The organism is Rubripirellula obstinata (assembly GCF_001642955.1).
Lineage (GTDB): Bacteria > Planctomycetota > Planctomycetia > Pirellulales > Pirellulaceae > Rubripirellula > Rubripirellula obstinata.
Genome location: NZ_LWSK01000061.1, coordinates 18,918 through 34,206, shown reverse-complemented (window position 1 = coordinate 34,206; position 15,289 = coordinate 18,918). Strand labels below are relative to the sequence as shown.

The 15,289-nt window shown below is 54.0% G+C and carries 23 protein-coding genes; 11 read left to right on the top strand and 12 right to left on the bottom strand.

Annotated features, from left to right (window positions below):
* The first annotated feature begins 70 nt into the window (after window positions 1-70).
* The gene (locus RC85_RS15595; RefSeq protein WP_084422718.1) at window positions 71-715 is read left to right on the top strand and encodes an SOUL family heme-binding protein; all 645 of its coding nucleotides are present in this window, start codon (window positions 71-73) and stop codon (window positions 713-715) included.
* On the top strand, window positions 712-1,176 hold the full coding sequence (locus RC85_RS26330; protein ID WP_084422717.1) for a thiol-disulfide oxidoreductase DCC family protein: 465 nt from the start codon (window positions 712-714) through the stop codon (window positions 1,174-1,176). The genes RC85_RS15595 and RC85_RS26330 overlap by 4 nt, the downstream gene beginning before the upstream one ends.
* 103 nt (window positions 1,177-1,279) lie before the next feature.
* Here the strand turns inward: RC85_RS26330 and RC85_RS15580 are convergent, their stop codons facing one another.
* Window positions 1,280-1,861, bottom strand: coding sequence for a hypothetical protein (locus RC85_RS15580; RefSeq protein ID WP_068264478.1), 582 nt, complete (start codon window positions 1,859-1,861; stop codon window positions 1,280-1,282).
* A 109-nt stretch (window positions 1,862-1,970) separates the two neighbouring features.
* Here RC85_RS15580 and RC85_RS28870 point away from each other — a divergent pair, with 109 nt between their 5' ends.
* Window positions 1,971-2,105 carry a hypothetical protein gene (locus tag RC85_RS28870; protein ID WP_261340476.1) on the top strand — a complete coding sequence of 45 codons (135 nt, stop codon included), beginning with the start codon at window positions 1,971-1,973 and terminating at the stop codon, window positions 2,103-2,105.
* Here RC85_RS28870 and RC85_RS15575 read toward each other — a convergent pair.
* From RC85_RS15575 to RC85_RS15540, 9 genes are all read right to left on the bottom strand, one after another.
* Window positions 2,086-3,219: an AAA family ATPase gene (locus RC85_RS15575; RefSeq protein WP_149752549.1), complete on the bottom strand. Its 1,134-nt coding sequence runs from the start codon at window positions 3,217-3,219 to the stop codon at window positions 2,086-2,088. The two genes, RC85_RS28870 and RC85_RS15575, sit on opposite strands and share 20 nt — an antisense overlap.
* A gap of 494 nt (window positions 3,220-3,713) precedes the next feature.
* Window positions 3,714-4,646, bottom strand: a complete 933-nt coding sequence (locus tag RC85_RS15570; RefSeq protein ID WP_068264475.1) for a metallophosphoesterase — start codon at window positions 4,644-4,646, stop codon at window positions 3,714-3,716.
* On the bottom strand, window positions 4,646-5,710 hold the full coding sequence (locus tag RC85_RS15565; protein ID WP_068264471.1) for a CBS domain-containing protein: 1,065 nt from the start codon (window positions 5,708-5,710) through the stop codon (window positions 4,646-4,648). Before RC85_RS15565 ends, RC85_RS15570 begins: the two co-directional genes overlap by 1 nt.
* A complete protein-coding gene (locus RC85_RS15560; protein ID WP_068264487.1) occupies window positions 5,700-6,386 on the bottom strand; it encodes a hypothetical protein in 687 nt (228 codons plus the stop codon). Before RC85_RS15560 ends, RC85_RS15565 begins: the two co-directional genes overlap by 11 nt.
* A gap of 298 nt (window positions 6,387-6,684) precedes the next feature.
* Window positions 6,685-6,855 (bottom strand): hypothetical protein, encoded by a 171-nt coding sequence (locus RC85_RS26915; RefSeq protein WP_162273218.1) that lies wholly within the window; start codon window positions 6,853-6,855, stop codon window positions 6,685-6,687.
* Between the two features lie 15 nt (window positions 6,856-6,870).
* A complete protein-coding gene (locus tag RC85_RS15555; RefSeq protein ID WP_149752550.1) occupies window positions 6,871-7,089 on the bottom strand; it encodes a hypothetical protein in 219 nt (72 codons plus the stop codon).
* A 104-nt stretch (window positions 7,090-7,193) separates the two neighbouring features.
* Entirely contained in the window at window positions 7,194-7,661 is a 468-nt protein-coding gene (locus RC85_RS15550; protein ID WP_149752551.1) for a hypothetical protein, read from the bottom strand.
* A 163-nt stretch (window positions 7,662-7,824) separates the two neighbouring features.
* Entirely contained in the window at window positions 7,825-9,279 is a 1,455-nt protein-coding gene (locus tag RC85_RS15545; RefSeq protein WP_068264466.1) for a transposase, read from the bottom strand.
* Between the two features lie 110 nt (window positions 9,280-9,389).
* Window positions 9,390-10,235, bottom strand: a complete 846-nt coding sequence (locus RC85_RS15540) for a recombinase family protein (protein ID WP_068264463.1) — start codon at window positions 10,233-10,235, stop codon at window positions 9,390-9,392.
* Between the two features lie 367 nt (window positions 10,236-10,602).
* Between RC85_RS15540 and RC85_RS26910 the strand changes: the two genes are divergently transcribed.
* Both RC85_RS26910 and RC85_RS15530 read left to right on the top strand, forming a co-directional pair.
* Complete coding sequence (locus RC85_RS26910; RefSeq protein WP_157593944.1) at window positions 10,603-10,776, top strand: hypothetical protein; 174 nt, start codon at window positions 10,603-10,605, stop codon at window positions 10,774-10,776.
* A gap of 12 nt (window positions 10,777-10,788) precedes the next feature.
* Window positions 10,789-11,391, top strand: coding sequence for a nucleotidyltransferase domain-containing protein (locus RC85_RS15530; protein ID WP_238383139.1), 603 nt, complete (start codon window positions 10,789-10,791; stop codon window positions 11,389-11,391).
* Window positions 11,392-11,437: 46 nt separating this feature from the next.
* Here the strand turns inward: RC85_RS15530 and RC85_RS15525 are convergent, their stop codons facing one another.
* Together RC85_RS15525 and RC85_RS28865 are read right to left on the bottom strand one after the other, a co-directional pair.
* Window positions 11,438-11,815 carry a hypothetical protein gene (locus RC85_RS15525; RefSeq protein ID WP_149752860.1) on the bottom strand — a complete coding sequence of 126 codons (378 nt, stop codon included), beginning with the start codon at window positions 11,813-11,815 and terminating at the stop codon, window positions 11,438-11,440.
* Between the two features lie 45 nt (window positions 11,816-11,860).
* On the bottom strand, window positions 11,861-11,992 hold the full coding sequence (locus tag RC85_RS28865; RefSeq protein WP_261340475.1) for a hypothetical protein: 132 nt from the start codon (window positions 11,990-11,992) through the stop codon (window positions 11,861-11,863).
* A gap of 344 nt (window positions 11,993-12,336) precedes the next feature.
* On the opposite strand from RC85_RS28865, the gene RC85_RS15520 reads away from it, so the two are divergent.
* The 6 genes from RC85_RS15520 (at window position 12,337) to RC85_RS15500 (ending at window position 15,198) form a co-directional block, all read left to right on the top strand.
* Window positions 12,337-12,804 (top strand): macro domain-containing protein, encoded by a 468-nt coding sequence (locus tag RC85_RS15520; protein ID WP_068264458.1) that lies wholly within the window; start codon window positions 12,337-12,339, stop codon window positions 12,802-12,804.
* Window positions 12,805-13,325: 521 nt separating this feature from the next.
* Window positions 13,326-13,706 carry a hypothetical protein gene (locus tag RC85_RS15515; protein ID WP_068264456.1) on the top strand — a complete coding sequence of 127 codons (381 nt, stop codon included), beginning with the start codon at window positions 13,326-13,328 and terminating at the stop codon, window positions 13,704-13,706.
* Window positions 13,707-13,745: 39 nt separating this feature from the next.
* Window positions 13,746-13,880: a hypothetical protein gene (locus RC85_RS28860; protein ID WP_261340474.1), complete on the top strand. Its 135-nt coding sequence runs from the start codon at window positions 13,746-13,748 to the stop codon at window positions 13,878-13,880.
* Window positions 13,877-14,434, top strand: coding sequence for a macro domain-containing protein (locus RC85_RS15510; protein WP_068264454.1), 558 nt, complete (start codon window positions 13,877-13,879; stop codon window positions 14,432-14,434). Before RC85_RS28860 ends, RC85_RS15510 begins: the two co-directional genes overlap by 4 nt.
* A 64-nt stretch (window positions 14,435-14,498) precedes the next feature.
* Window positions 14,499-14,795 carry a hypothetical protein gene (locus tag RC85_RS15505; RefSeq protein WP_149752861.1) on the top strand — a complete coding sequence of 99 codons (297 nt, stop codon included), beginning with the start codon at window positions 14,499-14,501 and terminating at the stop codon, window positions 14,793-14,795.
* Window positions 14,796-14,868: 73 nt separating this feature from the next.
* Window positions 14,869-15,198 carry a hypothetical protein gene (locus tag RC85_RS15500; RefSeq protein WP_068264450.1) on the top strand — a complete coding sequence of 110 codons (330 nt, stop codon included), beginning with the start codon at window positions 14,869-14,871 and terminating at the stop codon, window positions 15,196-15,198.
* Window positions 15,199-15,289: the final 91 nt, after the last annotated feature.

Genomic DNA, 15,289 nt, shown 5'->3' with positions numbered 1-15,289 from the left:
AGCTTGCTCAAGCAAGAGAAAACGGCCAAGTGCGGAGTCAAAAACAAGCGGCTCACCGCTGGTTGGGACGATGACTACATGGAAAAAGTCGTTTTCAGTCGGTAAATCCCCGTGCAATCGCCCTGGGATCGCCGCCGTTGCGGTGATCGGCGTTTTAGGCTGGAACATGACCGCACGAGCTGGCTACGAATCCGCCGAGTACAAGGTGATCGAAACAGACGGCAAGTTCGAGATCCGCGAATACCCCGACCTGATGCTCGCGTCGACGACCACTCAAATAGACGCCCAAGGCCGCGACGGCAGTTTCATGAAACTGTTCCGCTACATCTCCGGCGCGAACCATGCCGAGCAAAAGATCTCGATGACCACGCCCGTGTTCATGGAGAAAGACGAAACCGAAGCCCAGATGGGATTCGTGATGCCCAAAGAAGTCGCCGTCGCCGGCACGCCTCAGCCCACCGGCGAAGGAGTCGCGATCCGTAAACGAGCCGGCGGACGCTTCGCCGTCATCCGCTTCTCCGGCCGCCTAAGCGAAAAGCTCGCCAAAGAAAACGAAACCAAACTCCGCGACTGGATGAAAACCAAAAACCTCACCGCCGCCCAAACCAACTCTGGCGATCCCGAGTCCACCAACGTTGAATCCGCCTCTTACGATCCACCCTTCACACCCGGCCCGCTGCGTCGCAACGAAGTCCTAATCCGGTTAGCACAATGACGAACTCCCCCGTAGTGGATCTTGTTAAAGATCCCTCCCCCACCGGATCTTTAACAAGATCCACTACCGACACCCACACCGTCGAAGTCTTCTACGACGGCGAATGCCCACTCTGCATCCGCGAGATCAAACTCCTGCGTTGGCTCGACCGCAAGCAGAACATCCGCTTCACCGACATCGCCGCCGCGGAATTCACCGCCGCCGACTACGGCAAAACGCCCGACCAATTCATGGACGAAATTCACGGCCGCCTACCCGCCAAAGACGGCCAGCCTGCCCAATGGATCATCGGCGTCGAAGTCTTCCGCCAGCTCTACGCCGCCGTCGGCTTCGGCCGACTCGTCTGGCCAACCCGCCTGCCCGGCATCTCGCACGCCATGGACTTCGGCTACCACCTCTTCGCCAAAAACCGCCTCCGACTCACCGGCCGCTGCACCAAAGACACATGCGAAGTGAGCTAACTTTCGCATCGCACTCCGGCTTCTCGGACATTGACAGCGAACTAGCTCTCCCCGTAGTGGATCTTGTTAAAGATCCTCATCCCCAACCATTCGCTCAGGATCTTTAACAAGATCCACTACCCATCTCAAACCGCAGCAAACCTTCCTTCCTCAGATAGGACACCGTTCGATCAAATTCATCCCAAAAGCTCGCCTCAAACGGCCGAAGCTGCGGATAACCCGGAACGACAACGCCAGTGTACGGATACTTCGCGTATTCATCGACCGGAACCAACCCCGCTCGCTCTGGATTGCGAGCGATGTAGTCGCAAACCTCGCGAAACGAATCCTCGCTGCGTTCGGATTCTGTCAGGACATGATCATAGGCTTGATCCTGCAAATCAAACTTGATCCGTTTCAATGACTCATTCACAGACTTGCGAAAGTGCTTCATCGCCAGCAATTGATCTGAACCATTAAACAATCCCACCCAAAGCATGTGAAAGTGATCCGGCATCAAGCAAAACATCGGGCAAGCAATTCCGTAGCGGAAACACGTGTGTGCCAGTAACTCACGAAAGCGATAAAAGAACGGAACAGCCAGCCAACCTGTCTTTCGTTCGCGAATGGTCAGTGACCAATGGACCATCGCCAATCCACGGTAATGCTCCGGCGGCAGTCGCTTCAAATGATCCCGCTTCGACATACCAATCCCCCCTAATTCTCGTAAATCCCGTAGTGGATCTTGTTAAAGATCCCACAATCATACCAAATCCCTCCGCCAAAAAGGATCTTTAACAAGATCCACTACCTTGATGATCGACTACGACAAGATGAGCTCGGCAGGTAAAACCCAACTCTTCGTAGTGGATCTTGTTAAAGATCCTTTCACGACTGCCTCTTTATGGAAATTCACTGCGCTGCTCGCCATCAAGAATAAAGTTGGCTGATCCACAAACGCAAGAACCGATCATTGATGACGAACGAGGCCGCTTCCCGTTCGATCAAGTCCTTGGCGACAAGCGAATCTGCGGCACGCTGGGCATTCGATGCACTACGCAAACCGTACTGTCGCGTGAACTCGGATGAAAACGGTTGAGGCGGCGTTTCACGATCCGCCAATCCACGCAAGAAACGTTGTTCATTCTTGGTCAGAGATTCCCACAAGATGACATAGGCGTGGCTTTCACGACGCAGCAGTTCCTCGACAGCTTGGTCGATCTGGTCAGCAACTACCTCGCTGCCTGGTTCGACCAACGACCAAAGCACGTGGCATAGATGCTGTGTATAGAACGGATGTCCCTGCGTACGTTCACACAGTTCCGAAACCAAAGATTTGGAGAACGTTTTTTTCGCGTCCGTAAATCGCTTGGCGATGAAAGGTTGCCAATGCTTCGTTGCGATCGGTCCCACTGGATAGTGCATTGCCGACCGATACAGCGGCCGAGACTGATCCAGGAACATCGACTGCAGCAAGTGCTTTCGGCTTCCCAAAAACAGATACGCTACATTCTTATGATGCTGGATCGAACTACGAATCTGACGCTCGGCCAAATCATCGTCGTAGTCAGCGATCTGCTGAAATTCGTCGAAAACCATCACCACCGTTTTCCCGCTCCGCTCGGCCAAGGCCTGAGGAGCAGCCAGCACTTCCGTCAAATCGGTTTTCGAGACACTTCGACCCTCAACGCCAAAGTCAACCTTCGGCTGACCGGAATCGTCGAGCGAAACACTCGGCCGCAATCGCCCAAACGTCGCCTTGCCGAACTCCAACAACTTCGTCGTTTTCGTTTCTGCCGCCGAAGTGATCGCGCGAGCCGTTGTCGTGGCGAACGAAGCCGAACCGTCTGTTGGCCACAGATCAACATAGACCGGAATGAACGACTTCTTCGGCAGTTTGCCAATCGCGCGCATCACCAACGAAGTCTTGCCCATGCGTCGTTCCGCGTAGACAAAGCAGCGTCCACACGAACGCATCGTTTCCGTCAGATCGGCCAATTCCTGAGTTCGATTGCAGAACTCGCCGTTGCCAACCACACCGCCGTAAGTAAATGGATTCGTCAAGCCAATCTCCTGGTTAGATTACGCAACCTGCGTTACGCATTATGCGTAATTCAGTCAGGCAATGCAAGCCAAAACGGGGATGACTCCATCCAACGTGAAGAATCGAAGGCAATTTTCAACCACAAATACACACGGATCAACACAGATAAGACCAAGCACCCAATCCGTAGCCAACCCTTCACTCTTCAAACGTCGCTCTTGGCTCCCTTCGCCCTCGGCTTTGCGGGGGAGAAGGGCTGGGGATGAGGAGGCCGCGCCACCAGCAATCAAAAAGATTAGTGTGCGATTAGCGGAGATCAGTGTTCGAGCCTGAAAATTTTGGGAACACTAATCTTCGCTAATGAAACACTAATTTAGACGAGTTGGGCGACTGCCAATCAATGGGTCCATTCATCATTTTACAGCAGGGCAATCCAAGACTCCAATCCGTGAAGATCCGTGCCAATCTGTGGCCAACCTTTCATACTTCGCTCTTCAAACTGGATTGACCCTTCTCACTTCAAACTTCCATCCGCCCAATAAAACTTCTCCGGCGACAACACCGACTCGCCATCCCAGCGATACGCCACCAACTTACCACCCTTGGCCACGCTGTAGTCCGTGCAAGCCACGTTGGCCGCCAGTGGAGTCGGCGTCCCCATCAACCAATAGTGCCCCACAAACACCGGCACCGCGTCACGCGGGTAGGCGTCAACACCCGCCAAATCTCCATCCGCGATCGCCACATCCGGCACATCGTCACTGCCAAGATGATGTTGGCGATAGGTTCGACCAGTACCATCCTCGTACCATTTGATCCGCACCGAGCCTCGCCGGTGTCCCGCCTTGTCAACAATCGAGTGCCCCGCCGGCAAACGCAACTCCGGCCCCTTCAACACATTCTCAATCGCATTGTTCAAATCGCTGCCAGACTCTTCCGAAATCGCTAGAAAGTCCGGCGTGAATCTCCCCACTTCGGCCAATGCGTCATTGATGCAGTCGATGTCCCGCGTCTGCCACGACGCGTGAGCCACACGGATCCCACCGATCTCAATCGCAACCGGCAATGTCTTGAACCACTCAATCGCATCGGATAACTCAAGGTCAGAAAGCTGGGACAGTGTTTCGACATGCTGTCGTATGTTTTTGTCCGGTCGAGGACGGAACCATTGGTTGTGTGTTCCCGGTACCGCCGTATGAAACGCTATCGCGTTGTACTCATGATTCCCCATCACCGCCAACGCATCTCCCGCGTCCACCATCGCCCGAGCAATCTCGACCACTTCTCCGATCGCCGGCCCCCGATCCACGAAGTCACCAACAAAAACAACTTTCCGATCGAAGCACCGAAAGCCATCACCATGCCGCTGATACCCGAGCGACTTCAGCAAGTTCTTCAGCTCATCCGCATGCCCGTGAATGTCACCGATGATGTCGTAGAAAACCATCAGCACAAGCCATGCAGGAAGTTGGCAAATTCCCAGAGCTGACGTTTCTGTTCCGGCTGCAATCCCTCGGGGTCGAAGTGCATCACCTCGTTGCGCGCAATTCGGATCTCTTCCAATCGAGCGATGAAGATGCTGCGTTCGACGTTGATCGACAGCCGTTCCCAGTTGACGGGGTTTTCGAGCAGACGGCGGTATTGGCCGAACGTTAGGTCAGTCACGTCGTTGATCTCGCGGTCGTCGTCCTTCTTGACCGAGCGAATGTCTTCCTGTGTGAAGTGATTGGCAATCAAATTTCGTAGCAATCGTTCGATTTCACCGACCAGCAGATACGGCTTGGCGAGTTCGTGGAACGACTTCGCAACGTCGTGCGCCGTGATGATGCCAGAGATTTCTCGTTTCTGATTGCGGACCAGCACGCAGCCGTACTTCAAAACACGATCAACTGCCTCGAACATTGAATCACTTTGCTCGATGATTTGCGGCTGCGTCATGCAGTGGGTGGCGAGGTCGGTTGATTTTCCTGAGGCGTTTGCTTGAGCGATGCTCTTCCAACTCACCACGCCTTTGACCTCGCGAGTGGTCCGCATGATCGGGATTTGGTCAAAGTCTTTCAGCAGCATGACCGTCGTCACCTGCGAGATCGTGTCGCCGGGCAACGCATGCACAACCGCCTTGCGTGCCGATGCGAAATGGCTGACACGGAACGTCGGGTTCTCGATGATGCTTAACGTCACCGGCGCGGCGATCTCTTCGGGAGGCTCGTATTCCTCGATCTCCTCTGGCGGTTCGATGACCTGCGATTCGATTTCGTTTTCCTGCTCAGAGGCACCATCATCAACCGCTGCCATCGGAACGAAGTAAACCTGGTTGTCGAAGAACTCGTCTTGGAAATCGGGCTGCGTTCTCAAGCCAACCGATTCCAGAGCCCTTGAGATTTCGCTGACAACCTGAGCACGGCGGCGTGAATAGCCGAACCAACCCAGCAGCGTGCGCACCTTCGCCCGCCGCCGCTTGCTGTGGTTCAGGACGTCATCGGCAATTTCGGTCAGTGGATCAGGCGTCACGGTCTTGCCTCAGGTAAATTTGAACGGTTTCTGTCGGAATGTCGTAAACGCTCAGCAGTCTCACGATCACGTCGCGGATGCCGTTGGCTGACAGGTTGCTTTCGATGAACAGGTCGTCCGCCAACCGCATCGCCTTTCGCAACCCGTGCGGTTCGGTGGCGATCGTGTGGTTGCCACGATTGCTGATGAAATCGGGGTGGTCCACGAGGAAACGGAAACGTGCTTCGTCACGGCCGATCAACTGTCGGCAAATCAGTTCGTACAGCCGTTGCCACGTCGTCACTCCGGTGGTCGCTTGCCCTTCAAAGACGAACGCGAAAGGACGTTTGAACGTGAAGTCTTCATCGAGGCTGTGCGGGACTTCGCGATCCAAATCCGCGATGATCCGCTCGTTGGTTTGTTGATCGTCCTGGCCGGATTGTTCTTCGGAGTCCAGCGTGACGGTCGTGTACTGCTGGACCAATTCGGAGAGTTCCGAAGCGACCAAGTCGAACGCGGCGACCTTCTGGTTGTACGCGAGTTTGAACGTCGCCCCGTCCTGCAGCGCCACGTCATCGTTGTGGTCAATCGACAACCAAATGTCGTCCGACAACGCCAGCAAGTTCTCACGAACGGCTTCGAGGTCTTCGAGAATCAGACGGGTGCGGGCAGCGGCGGACGGGTTTTGAGGCGACATGGTGACTTGGGGCACAATGACGAGGTGGTGAGATCAGGGAAGCTCAATTGTTTTTTATACAAAATACAAGCTCGACGCGCAAGCGAGTGGATAATGATGATCCACTCGCTTGCGCTTCGAGCTTGTATTTGCTGATTCGCTCAGTTTGAAAAGCTAGTTCAGCCTAGTGCCGAGAAGATTAGATTTGCTTTTGCGGCTGGAGGATAGTACGCTTCACGTGGTCAGTGGAAAGAAAATCGGCGTCACGCCGCGTGGTCTCGGAATTCGTTCCGAGAGACCCTATATCCGCTGGCTTTTTTTATGCGCTGTCATCCTCAGGTGAATCGAACAGTGGCGTATTCGGCGCGTAGGACTTTCCTCGCTGGTTACCGTGTTCCAGGTCCAGGTCGACGATCTCGCCCACCTTGGGCCACATCATTTCCAGGTAACGGCGTTCTTGGCGCTCGAAGTACCGCTGCAACGGCCACATCATGTAGTCGCAGGCCTACAAACAGGGATCAGCCAACAACGACTGACGAAGTTCCTTCAAGTCGCGTCGTAAAGCCGGTGCGTCATCGACACGAAGTTTTCCGAGCATGAAGAACTTGGACGCTCCGTCACTGCCGACGACGATCTTCTTGCTGCGCCGACCGAACAGAGTTGTGTCGCCGGCTTCGTCGATGAAGTAGCGGAGGACAGAGCGGTTGGCGGATGAATCGGACACTGGGTTCTTCTGTATAAGTTTTTGTATCGCCTGCTGGACGCAAGCGATTGATTTGTAGTGGATCTTGTAAAAGATCCTTTTGCGCGGATCTTTAACAAGATCCACTACACTTTTCGGATATTCTGCGGGCCGTCTCGCTCGATCTTGCCTTGGCGGATGCCGGCATTGATTGCGGACTTGATGGCTGATTTGATTTTTGATCCCGTGCGTCGAAAGCCCAGATGACGGGCCGTGGCCCGGATCGCATCCTCGCGCGAGTGCCACGTGCGACCAATCGCGGACGCCAGCGAAGAGACTAATAGGTCGCGTGGGTAGTCGTCGATGGTGCGGCAATCCATCTCGTACGATTGGCCGACTCGCGCGATGACGCCACGTCGCACGGCCGTGCGGAACCATCCATTGACCGAATCACGAATCCCCGATGTCAAGCGTTTCGCATCCAGTCCTTGTTCCCGCAGCGAGTCAAAAACAAGCCGAGCCGCATCATCTCGCGTTAAAGCATCACCGGACGCAAACACATCGCGAATGGTCGCGATCCACTCGTCGTTCGTAAATTCCTCAAGCGAATACAAGCCCGAAGCGTAAGCGAGTGAGTCACGCTCCCCGGCACCAACACTTGCCCCATCCGCTCTCGAAACCTCCCGTTCGCGTCCTGCTTTTTTCTTACCGGCCTCATCATCATCCGTTGACGAAGCCGTTACGCGAAAGGGGCGTCGTCCAACGCCGTGAAGGGTTTTATGCAGCCGTGTTGTTATCAATTCGCTGTAGCTTTTCGCGTTCTTCTTTCTCGATGGGGCGGACTTCGGGTGGTTTGATTTTCTTCTTCTTTTTCTCGGATACCTTGGGTTTGAAGCGAGCCTGCTTGGAGTGATTGCGTTCGTAGTTGTCGGTCACTGCGCGAGCGAGGCGACTGAATAAATCCTCGCCCTCCAGCGCATACGTGTGAAGATCGTCCAGGCAGTCGTAGAGTGCTCGCATCGTGCCTGCCAGACTCCGATCTTTGGGAGTGTAGTTGGGATCGCGGTCCGGGTTGCTGAGCTGTTCACCAACGGCAAGCAACTCGGCGACCGCCATCGCAAGGATCGACCAATGCAATTCTGTGTACAACCGATCGACATTGCGGCAGCGAAGTTTTTGACCGTTTAAGGTTTGCTTGAGGCCGCGAAATTCGATTTCAATTCCCCACCTTTTTTTGTACAGCTCCGCCATCGTTTCAACTGACAGTCGTGCTGGCGATAGGACACTCGTCAAAAGGTAAACTTCCGCATTGCCAATCTTCACCTGAACCAGACGCAATCGCAGTGGCGGTTGTTGACCTTGCTTCCCCTTGGGCCAACAAAGCACTTCTCCGCCTTCGGTGAGCTGGAAGTCAACGATCTCGCTAATCAGCTTCACATTGCTGCCCACGCGGACCATGAAATGATACCCGCGACTGACCATCGTCATCCAGAAATCGTAACCTACAAACCCCGCATCCCCCACAAAAAGCGTGTTCTCAGGGAAGTTGTCGTTCTCGACCATCTCTTGCACGTGCGCTCGCTCACTTGAGTCCGACGGTCCCAGTCGCCAATTCCAAGGTAGACGAAAACCCATGTGCCACATCAACGTTATCCAGGCCTGTGGCTTGGGATCGATCACGGTTTTGGACTTTGCGGCGGCCTGCTTTTTTCTCAGTTTTGACGAACACAACTCCTGTTCGTTGGAACGAGTTCGCGAGGCGCTGTTGCGAGACCCATCAAACGCAATAGGAACGAATCCAGAGATTTCCCAAAGCTCGCCACCGAGTTTTTGCATCTGCTGCTGGAGCCGTAGGATCATCAAGGGAACAAAAATGTGTCCGTAGTTGGTCAATGCTCCCATGAATCCTTGATAGGTCGTGTGAGTGGTACTGATGGCAAGTTGCCGCCCGCGTTTTAATGTTTCATCGAATGCGTCGGTGACAAACTTCTTTTCTGAGAGCGAAAACAACAACGCGAGCTTGCAGAGTTCCATGGCCGACCAAGTGATGTTGCCATGGAACTGATAGTTGGCGAAGATATCACCGGTACCAAAGAACTGTTTGATTGCCCGATTGGCGTCTTGCTTATGAGATCGCTTGCTTCGTTTCTTGGCTTTGCGAGCCTTCTTATTTTCACGACGCTGCCTTGTTTGTGAACGCTTGGCCTGCTTGGCGGATTTTTTTTGAGACATGGTCAGATTCCTTTCCGACTGAATCGTTTTCAGTTAGGTGTTGGGGGGAATCTGACCTTTTCATTTATGAGGGATTAGCGAAACAGCGGTTTTTGCCGTGCAAAAACTCTTCACGGCGTTGAGTAGGCCCCCGCATAGATCGGGTGATGCAGCATCTGGCAAAGAGTTGCCAGAGACGGTCGCCGCCAATCCAGCTCACCTTTTCGCTGTCCCGACTTCGCGCGAACGGGAAGGTCGATGCCGTTGCGAACCAGGTAATGAAAGAGCGAGTAAATCGCACCAAGCTCGTCGAACTTCTCAAAGATTATTCGTACGACGTGCTGGGCCTGTTCGTCAGGATCAAATGCCACTTCGCCATTCTGTAGTATGACGTACCCAAAAGGCACGCCATGGAACAGTTCCCCTCGCTGTGCTTTGTTGAGCGCGCCTCGCCGGAGGCGATTGCGCATCGTATGAAGTTCGACTTCGCTCATCGTTCCTTTCAGTCCTAGAAGCAAACGATCGTTTGGATCGCATGCGGTGTAAACTCCGTCTTGATCGGCCAGCAAGGTGTCAAAGATCGCGCAAACTTCCAGCAGGTGATGCCAGTCTTTTGAACTGCGAGCCAAGCGGCTCATTTCGAGTCCAAAAACGATCCCGACGTGATTCATCGTGACTTCCGTTAGCAGTCGTTGGAATCCCGAACGATTCTCGGCAGACTTGCCACTTTGTCCTTGGTCTTCATCAATCACGAGAACACGATCTTTCGACCATCCCATCGTTATCGCATGTTCAACCAAAGCATATTGTCGCGCCGTTGACTCACGATTCTCCAGAACTTGGTGCGGAGAGGATTGACGAATGTAAACGATCGCAAGACGTTCGAGATGCGAAAGCTCGATCTTGGATGACCGAATGGCCGCGGCCGGATGAGCCGTGGAACTTGCCACTGAGTCAGTTGCTTCGAGAGTCTTCATGACTTCCCTCCTGTTCGCTCCGAGGAGCCAAAAGCTGGGTCGTCACAAGGTTCGCAAGAACTTGTAGAACGCGTTGTTGGTTCTCCGCAGGGACTGCCGTCCACAATTCGCTCAGCGGGATCCGATTCGTTAGGCGCGGGGGGGAATCCTCGTTTCGTCGTCTCGCATGGTCCGTCTCCTTGAACCGAGTTTTGATAGCAAATCGACCATTCTGCCAAAGCCAGCAGAGCTTCGATTGATATTACCGTGCGGGCGGTTTTGGATCGACAGCAGTTAAGATCGCTGGCAGAGCGTTTGCTCGTTCTGCAACAACCACAAAGGCCCCAACATCGCCGGCATTGATGCCGAGACCGGCGAGAAAGCGTTCTTGTTTGACCCTCGCGTTGACGTGTGGCCGGATCATTTTGCATGGCAAGGTCCGTTGCTGGTCGGCAAGACCAGTGCGGGACGAGCAACCATCGCCGTCCTGCAAATCAACGCCTCGCACCGCGTCTCCCATCGACGCCAACTGATCACCGAAGGCGTCTTTCCCGAGCTTTAGATCGCCAGTCGAATGTCCGTGTCGAACGAATCCAACCTGATCTACTCCGTCGGCACGCAGGTCGTTGCGCAGAAAGACGTGATGGCGGCGAACGATCGCATTGCTCATCCGGCCGGTGCCGTTGGCGTCATCGTCCGCAGCCCAGTCGATCGAACGCATGCTTACCGAGTGAAGTTCAGCGACGGCTTCGAGGCTCCGATCCATCACGACCAACTCGTTCGGCTTGCGGAGTTCAAAAGCCAAACGATTCGCGACGCCGATGCATCGCTGGCCAGTGCCGGGCTGTACGAACGAGTCATCTATCGCTGCGTGATCGGCTCGCGGGCTTACGGACTGGATGATGAAGCGTCCGACACCGATCGTCGTGGTATCTACTTACCAACCGCCGATCTGCATTGGTCGTTGTACGGCGTTCCCGAGCAACTCGAAAACGATGAAACGCAGGAAGTGTACTGGGAGTTGCAGAAGTTCATCGTGCTCGCGCTCAAGGCGAACCCGAACGTGCTGGAATGTCTCTATTCACCGATCGTCGAAAACGTCACGCCGCTCGGCGCAGAACTGCTGGCGAAGGACAGAACGGGGACAGGGCACGACGAAGGTTCTTCACTGGAATGATAGCAAGCGTGATGGTGCCCTGTCCCCATTTGGCTTTTGAATTCTTCTACACCGGAATCAAGGATGTCAACTCCGTGGTAAGCCGCGTGACTGTTGGGTCGTCTTGAAGATCTCTTAATCCGTCAATTACTTCACGTTGCATTTGAGGAGCCGTGGCTGCACCCGCTTTTATCTCTTCAAGAGCTAGCTGCAGGGCTTCTCGACGAATGACAAAGGACGCAGTCGTTTGAGCCGCCGCGCAAATCGTGGCAGTAAGGAAAGCCCTGGCCATTCCGCTTTCATAGTGTGGTTTAATTCGTCCGCTGTCACGAATGACCTTCAAAATCTCTAATGCCCGTTCGGCGTGACCCGCCATGGCGAGTAAACGTGAGTATCTGATTTCCGACGAGAGGGCTTCCCATGCTTTGTATTCGAGAACACGCAAAGCCAGCGAAAGTGCTTTCTCGTACGCTCCGACCTGTTCGTAATATTAAATACCAACAGTATCGCGGTCGGGTGCGTCGTACTCACCAATTTCATTGTCAAGCAATGCCTCTAGTTCTTTGAGCTGGCCTGCCTCAAGCAAGTCGCCAGATTTCTCAGTCAAAGAGTCAACATCCATTCGTTCTATCTCCTTTTCTCAACAGCAACGGACAGAACGGGGACAGGGCACGACGAAGGTTCTTCACTGGAATGATAGCAAGCGTGATGGTGCCCTGTCCCCATTTGGCTCCACGAAAACCACCAAGCAACGCCACTGGCTACGCCAGCAAAGAAATGCTGCGCGGTCTCGAAGTAAGGAAAATCCCCTCGCGACATACTTATTTAGGGACTAGTGCCTTCGGTATCACCTGCGATCTTTGGCAACGGGCGTTTGCATTGGTACAATCTGTCGCAACACAAAAACAAGCACTTCGTTCGTGGCGGCGACGTGGAAACCTTTTTTCATCCGACTGATCCGATCGAATGACCCGAATTGCGTTGTACCAAGGAGACATCACGGAGCTAGCGGTGGACGCAATCGTAACCGCTGCAAACTCCGCGCTGATCGGTGGCGGCGGCGTTGACGGTGCTGTCCATGACCTGGCTGGTCCCGAACTGCTTGAAGCATGCCGCTTGCTTGCTCCATGTCCCGCCGGCGAAGCGAGGATCACGCCTGCATTCAACCTGAATTGCAAGTATATCATTCATGCTGTCGGACCGATCTATGGGCATGACCAACCTGCGGATGCTTTGCTTTCTGGCGCGTACAATGCATCACTAAGACTTGCTGTTGCAAACGCGTTACGCTCCGTCGCCTTTCCGTGCATTTCGACTGGTGCGTATGGGTATCCGGCCGTTCAAGCATGTGAAGTTGCTGTCGGGACTGTCGTGCAGCGACAGAACGCAGACAGAACGGGGACAGGGCACGACGAAGGTTCTTCACTGGAATGATAGCAAGCGTGATGGTGCCCTGTCCCCATTTGGCTGTCCCCATTTGGCTTTTCAACGCAAGGATGCAAATAGGAACGTGAATGTGTCAACACCTCACTTGGACACCCCACCGGAGCCTTCCACGACTCGAACGCGATACGAATCCATTGTTCGCTACATCTTCAAGCCGATCTTCTGGCTTACGGCCTTGAACTTCGCTTTCGGTTTGGTCGTGACGTACGTCCCAGGTGCTGAAGTTGGTCACTACCGCTGGTGTGCCGCTTTTTTCATTGTTGGCTTCCTGATTCCTGCGTGGCGCTATCGTCTTCCTTCAGTAATCCTTATTGTCTGGTGCTTGGCTCTTGCGCAGGATGGTGTCGAACGACAGAACGGGGACAGGGCACGACGAAGGTTCTTCACTGGAATGATAGCAAGCGTGATGGTGCCCTGTCCCCATTTGGCTAGTTCTGTGACACACCAAATGTAGACATTTCCGGTCTTTCGACGACTAGTAGCACGCTGTAAGCCCAAGAGATCGAAACATGGACACCGATCCCGAATGCCCTGATGATGTTTACCAAACGCACATGGCTGCATTCGTTTCCGCGTTTATCAAACGTGAACGCCGCGACCGTTGGATGCATCTGTTCTCATCGCGGCCCAAACAGCTCTTCAAAAACTCTCATAAGCTCCACGAACATCTCGACAAATCATGCTGCACGGAATCACCTGAACCAACTTTGATTGATCCGGCGACTGTTGGAATGTTCTTTGAATTCCATGCCGATTACCCGCCCTTGCTTGTAACGGGGCAACGCGCAATTGAACTCGGCACTGGCCATGACGCCGTATTCTCCATCGTGCCCGGAAAACTTGCCGCCTACTTCTTTCACGAAGGCTTCGTCATGGAATGTCGTGCGTGATTCGCAGCGTGGTGGGCGTACAACAAGGTTTTTGCACTAGTGCCTTCGGTATCACCTGCGATCTTTGGCAACGGGCGTTTGCATTGGTACAATCTGTCGCAACACAAAAACAAGCACTTCGTTCGTGGCGGCGACGTGGAAACCTTTTTTCATCCGACTGATCCGATCGAATGACCCGAATTGCGTTGTACCAAGGAGACATCACGGAGCTAGCGGTGGACGCAATCGTAACCGCTGCAAACTCCGCGCTGATCGGTGGCGGCGGCGTTGACGGTGCTGTCCATGACCTGGCTGGTCCCGAACTGCTTGAAGCATGCCGCTTGCTTGCTCCATGTCCCGCCGGCGAAGCGAGGATCACGCCTGCATTCAACCTGAATTGCAAGTATATCATTCATGCTGTCGGACCGATCTATGGGCATGACCAACCTGCGGATGCTTTGCTTTCTGGCGCGTACAATGCATCACTAAGACTTGCTGTTGCAAACGCGTTACGCTCCGTCGCCTTTCCGTGCATTTCGACTGGTGCGTATGGGTATCCGGCCGTTCAAGCCTGTGAAGTTGCTGTCGGGACTGTCGTGCAGTGGGTCGGTTCCTGCGAGAGCCCCGCTGCTGTGGTACTCTGCTGCTACGACCCACGCGACTTTCGGATATACACGGACCGCCTCTCAGATGCCGACGTCGACTACCGCGTTCTTGACGCACCCGATGACCTTCATAGCAGCGGATAACCGTCGCATTTAGCGGAGCATTCGTGGGCGGCGTCCTAATCCGACTAGAACAATCCCATGCTTTGTGAAATGGCCTCACGTAATGGACATCGGTGACGAACTACTTTCGCTTGACTTACCCGACGCTTTCATCGTCCGTTATTTAGACGGAACAAGTGAGCGTCTGCTCAGAGGCAACGAGATTTCGGTTACTTCGCCATCAGATGATCCCGAAGGCATCGGCGGGTTCGACGCCTTGATACCTAAAAATCATCCAAGGCATCAGCATCAAGGTGGACGATACATTCGCTACAACGAACTCGATTCAATCCTTGATGAATGCGGTTCTGTTATCTATTCGGCTCCCTCGGATCATGGATAGTCGAGCAACTTTCCCAACTCACTAAAATCGGATGCTAACCGACTGAGATGCCATTCATAATTTCGGAACGTACATGAATCCAATCCATGAACGTCTGCTCTCGCGTGTGGGCCATTCCTGCGCGGAACCAGAGTACGTCCAGATTCGCCAAGACGGACTTCGCAGCAGTGTCCGCACGGTGCTCAACGCAACTGAAGACGCGGAAGAAGAACTGCTTGAATCATGCCGGCAAGCGATCGACGACCATAGGGAGGATTTACTTATGGGCGCGATTGCATACCTGTTTGTCATCGGAACGATGGGGGACATTGAATTGCTCGCTCCCCTAAAAAATCATCGCGATCCGGAAATCGCGAAGGCTGCCCGAACTGCCATTTTTGAAATTGCCCACAGGCGTAGTTAGTGTTTGATTGGCACAATTGGATCGCGAGACATCAGCCCACTTTGCACGCCATTGGTCTTCCTTGTGACGTGTATATGTCGCTCGAACATTG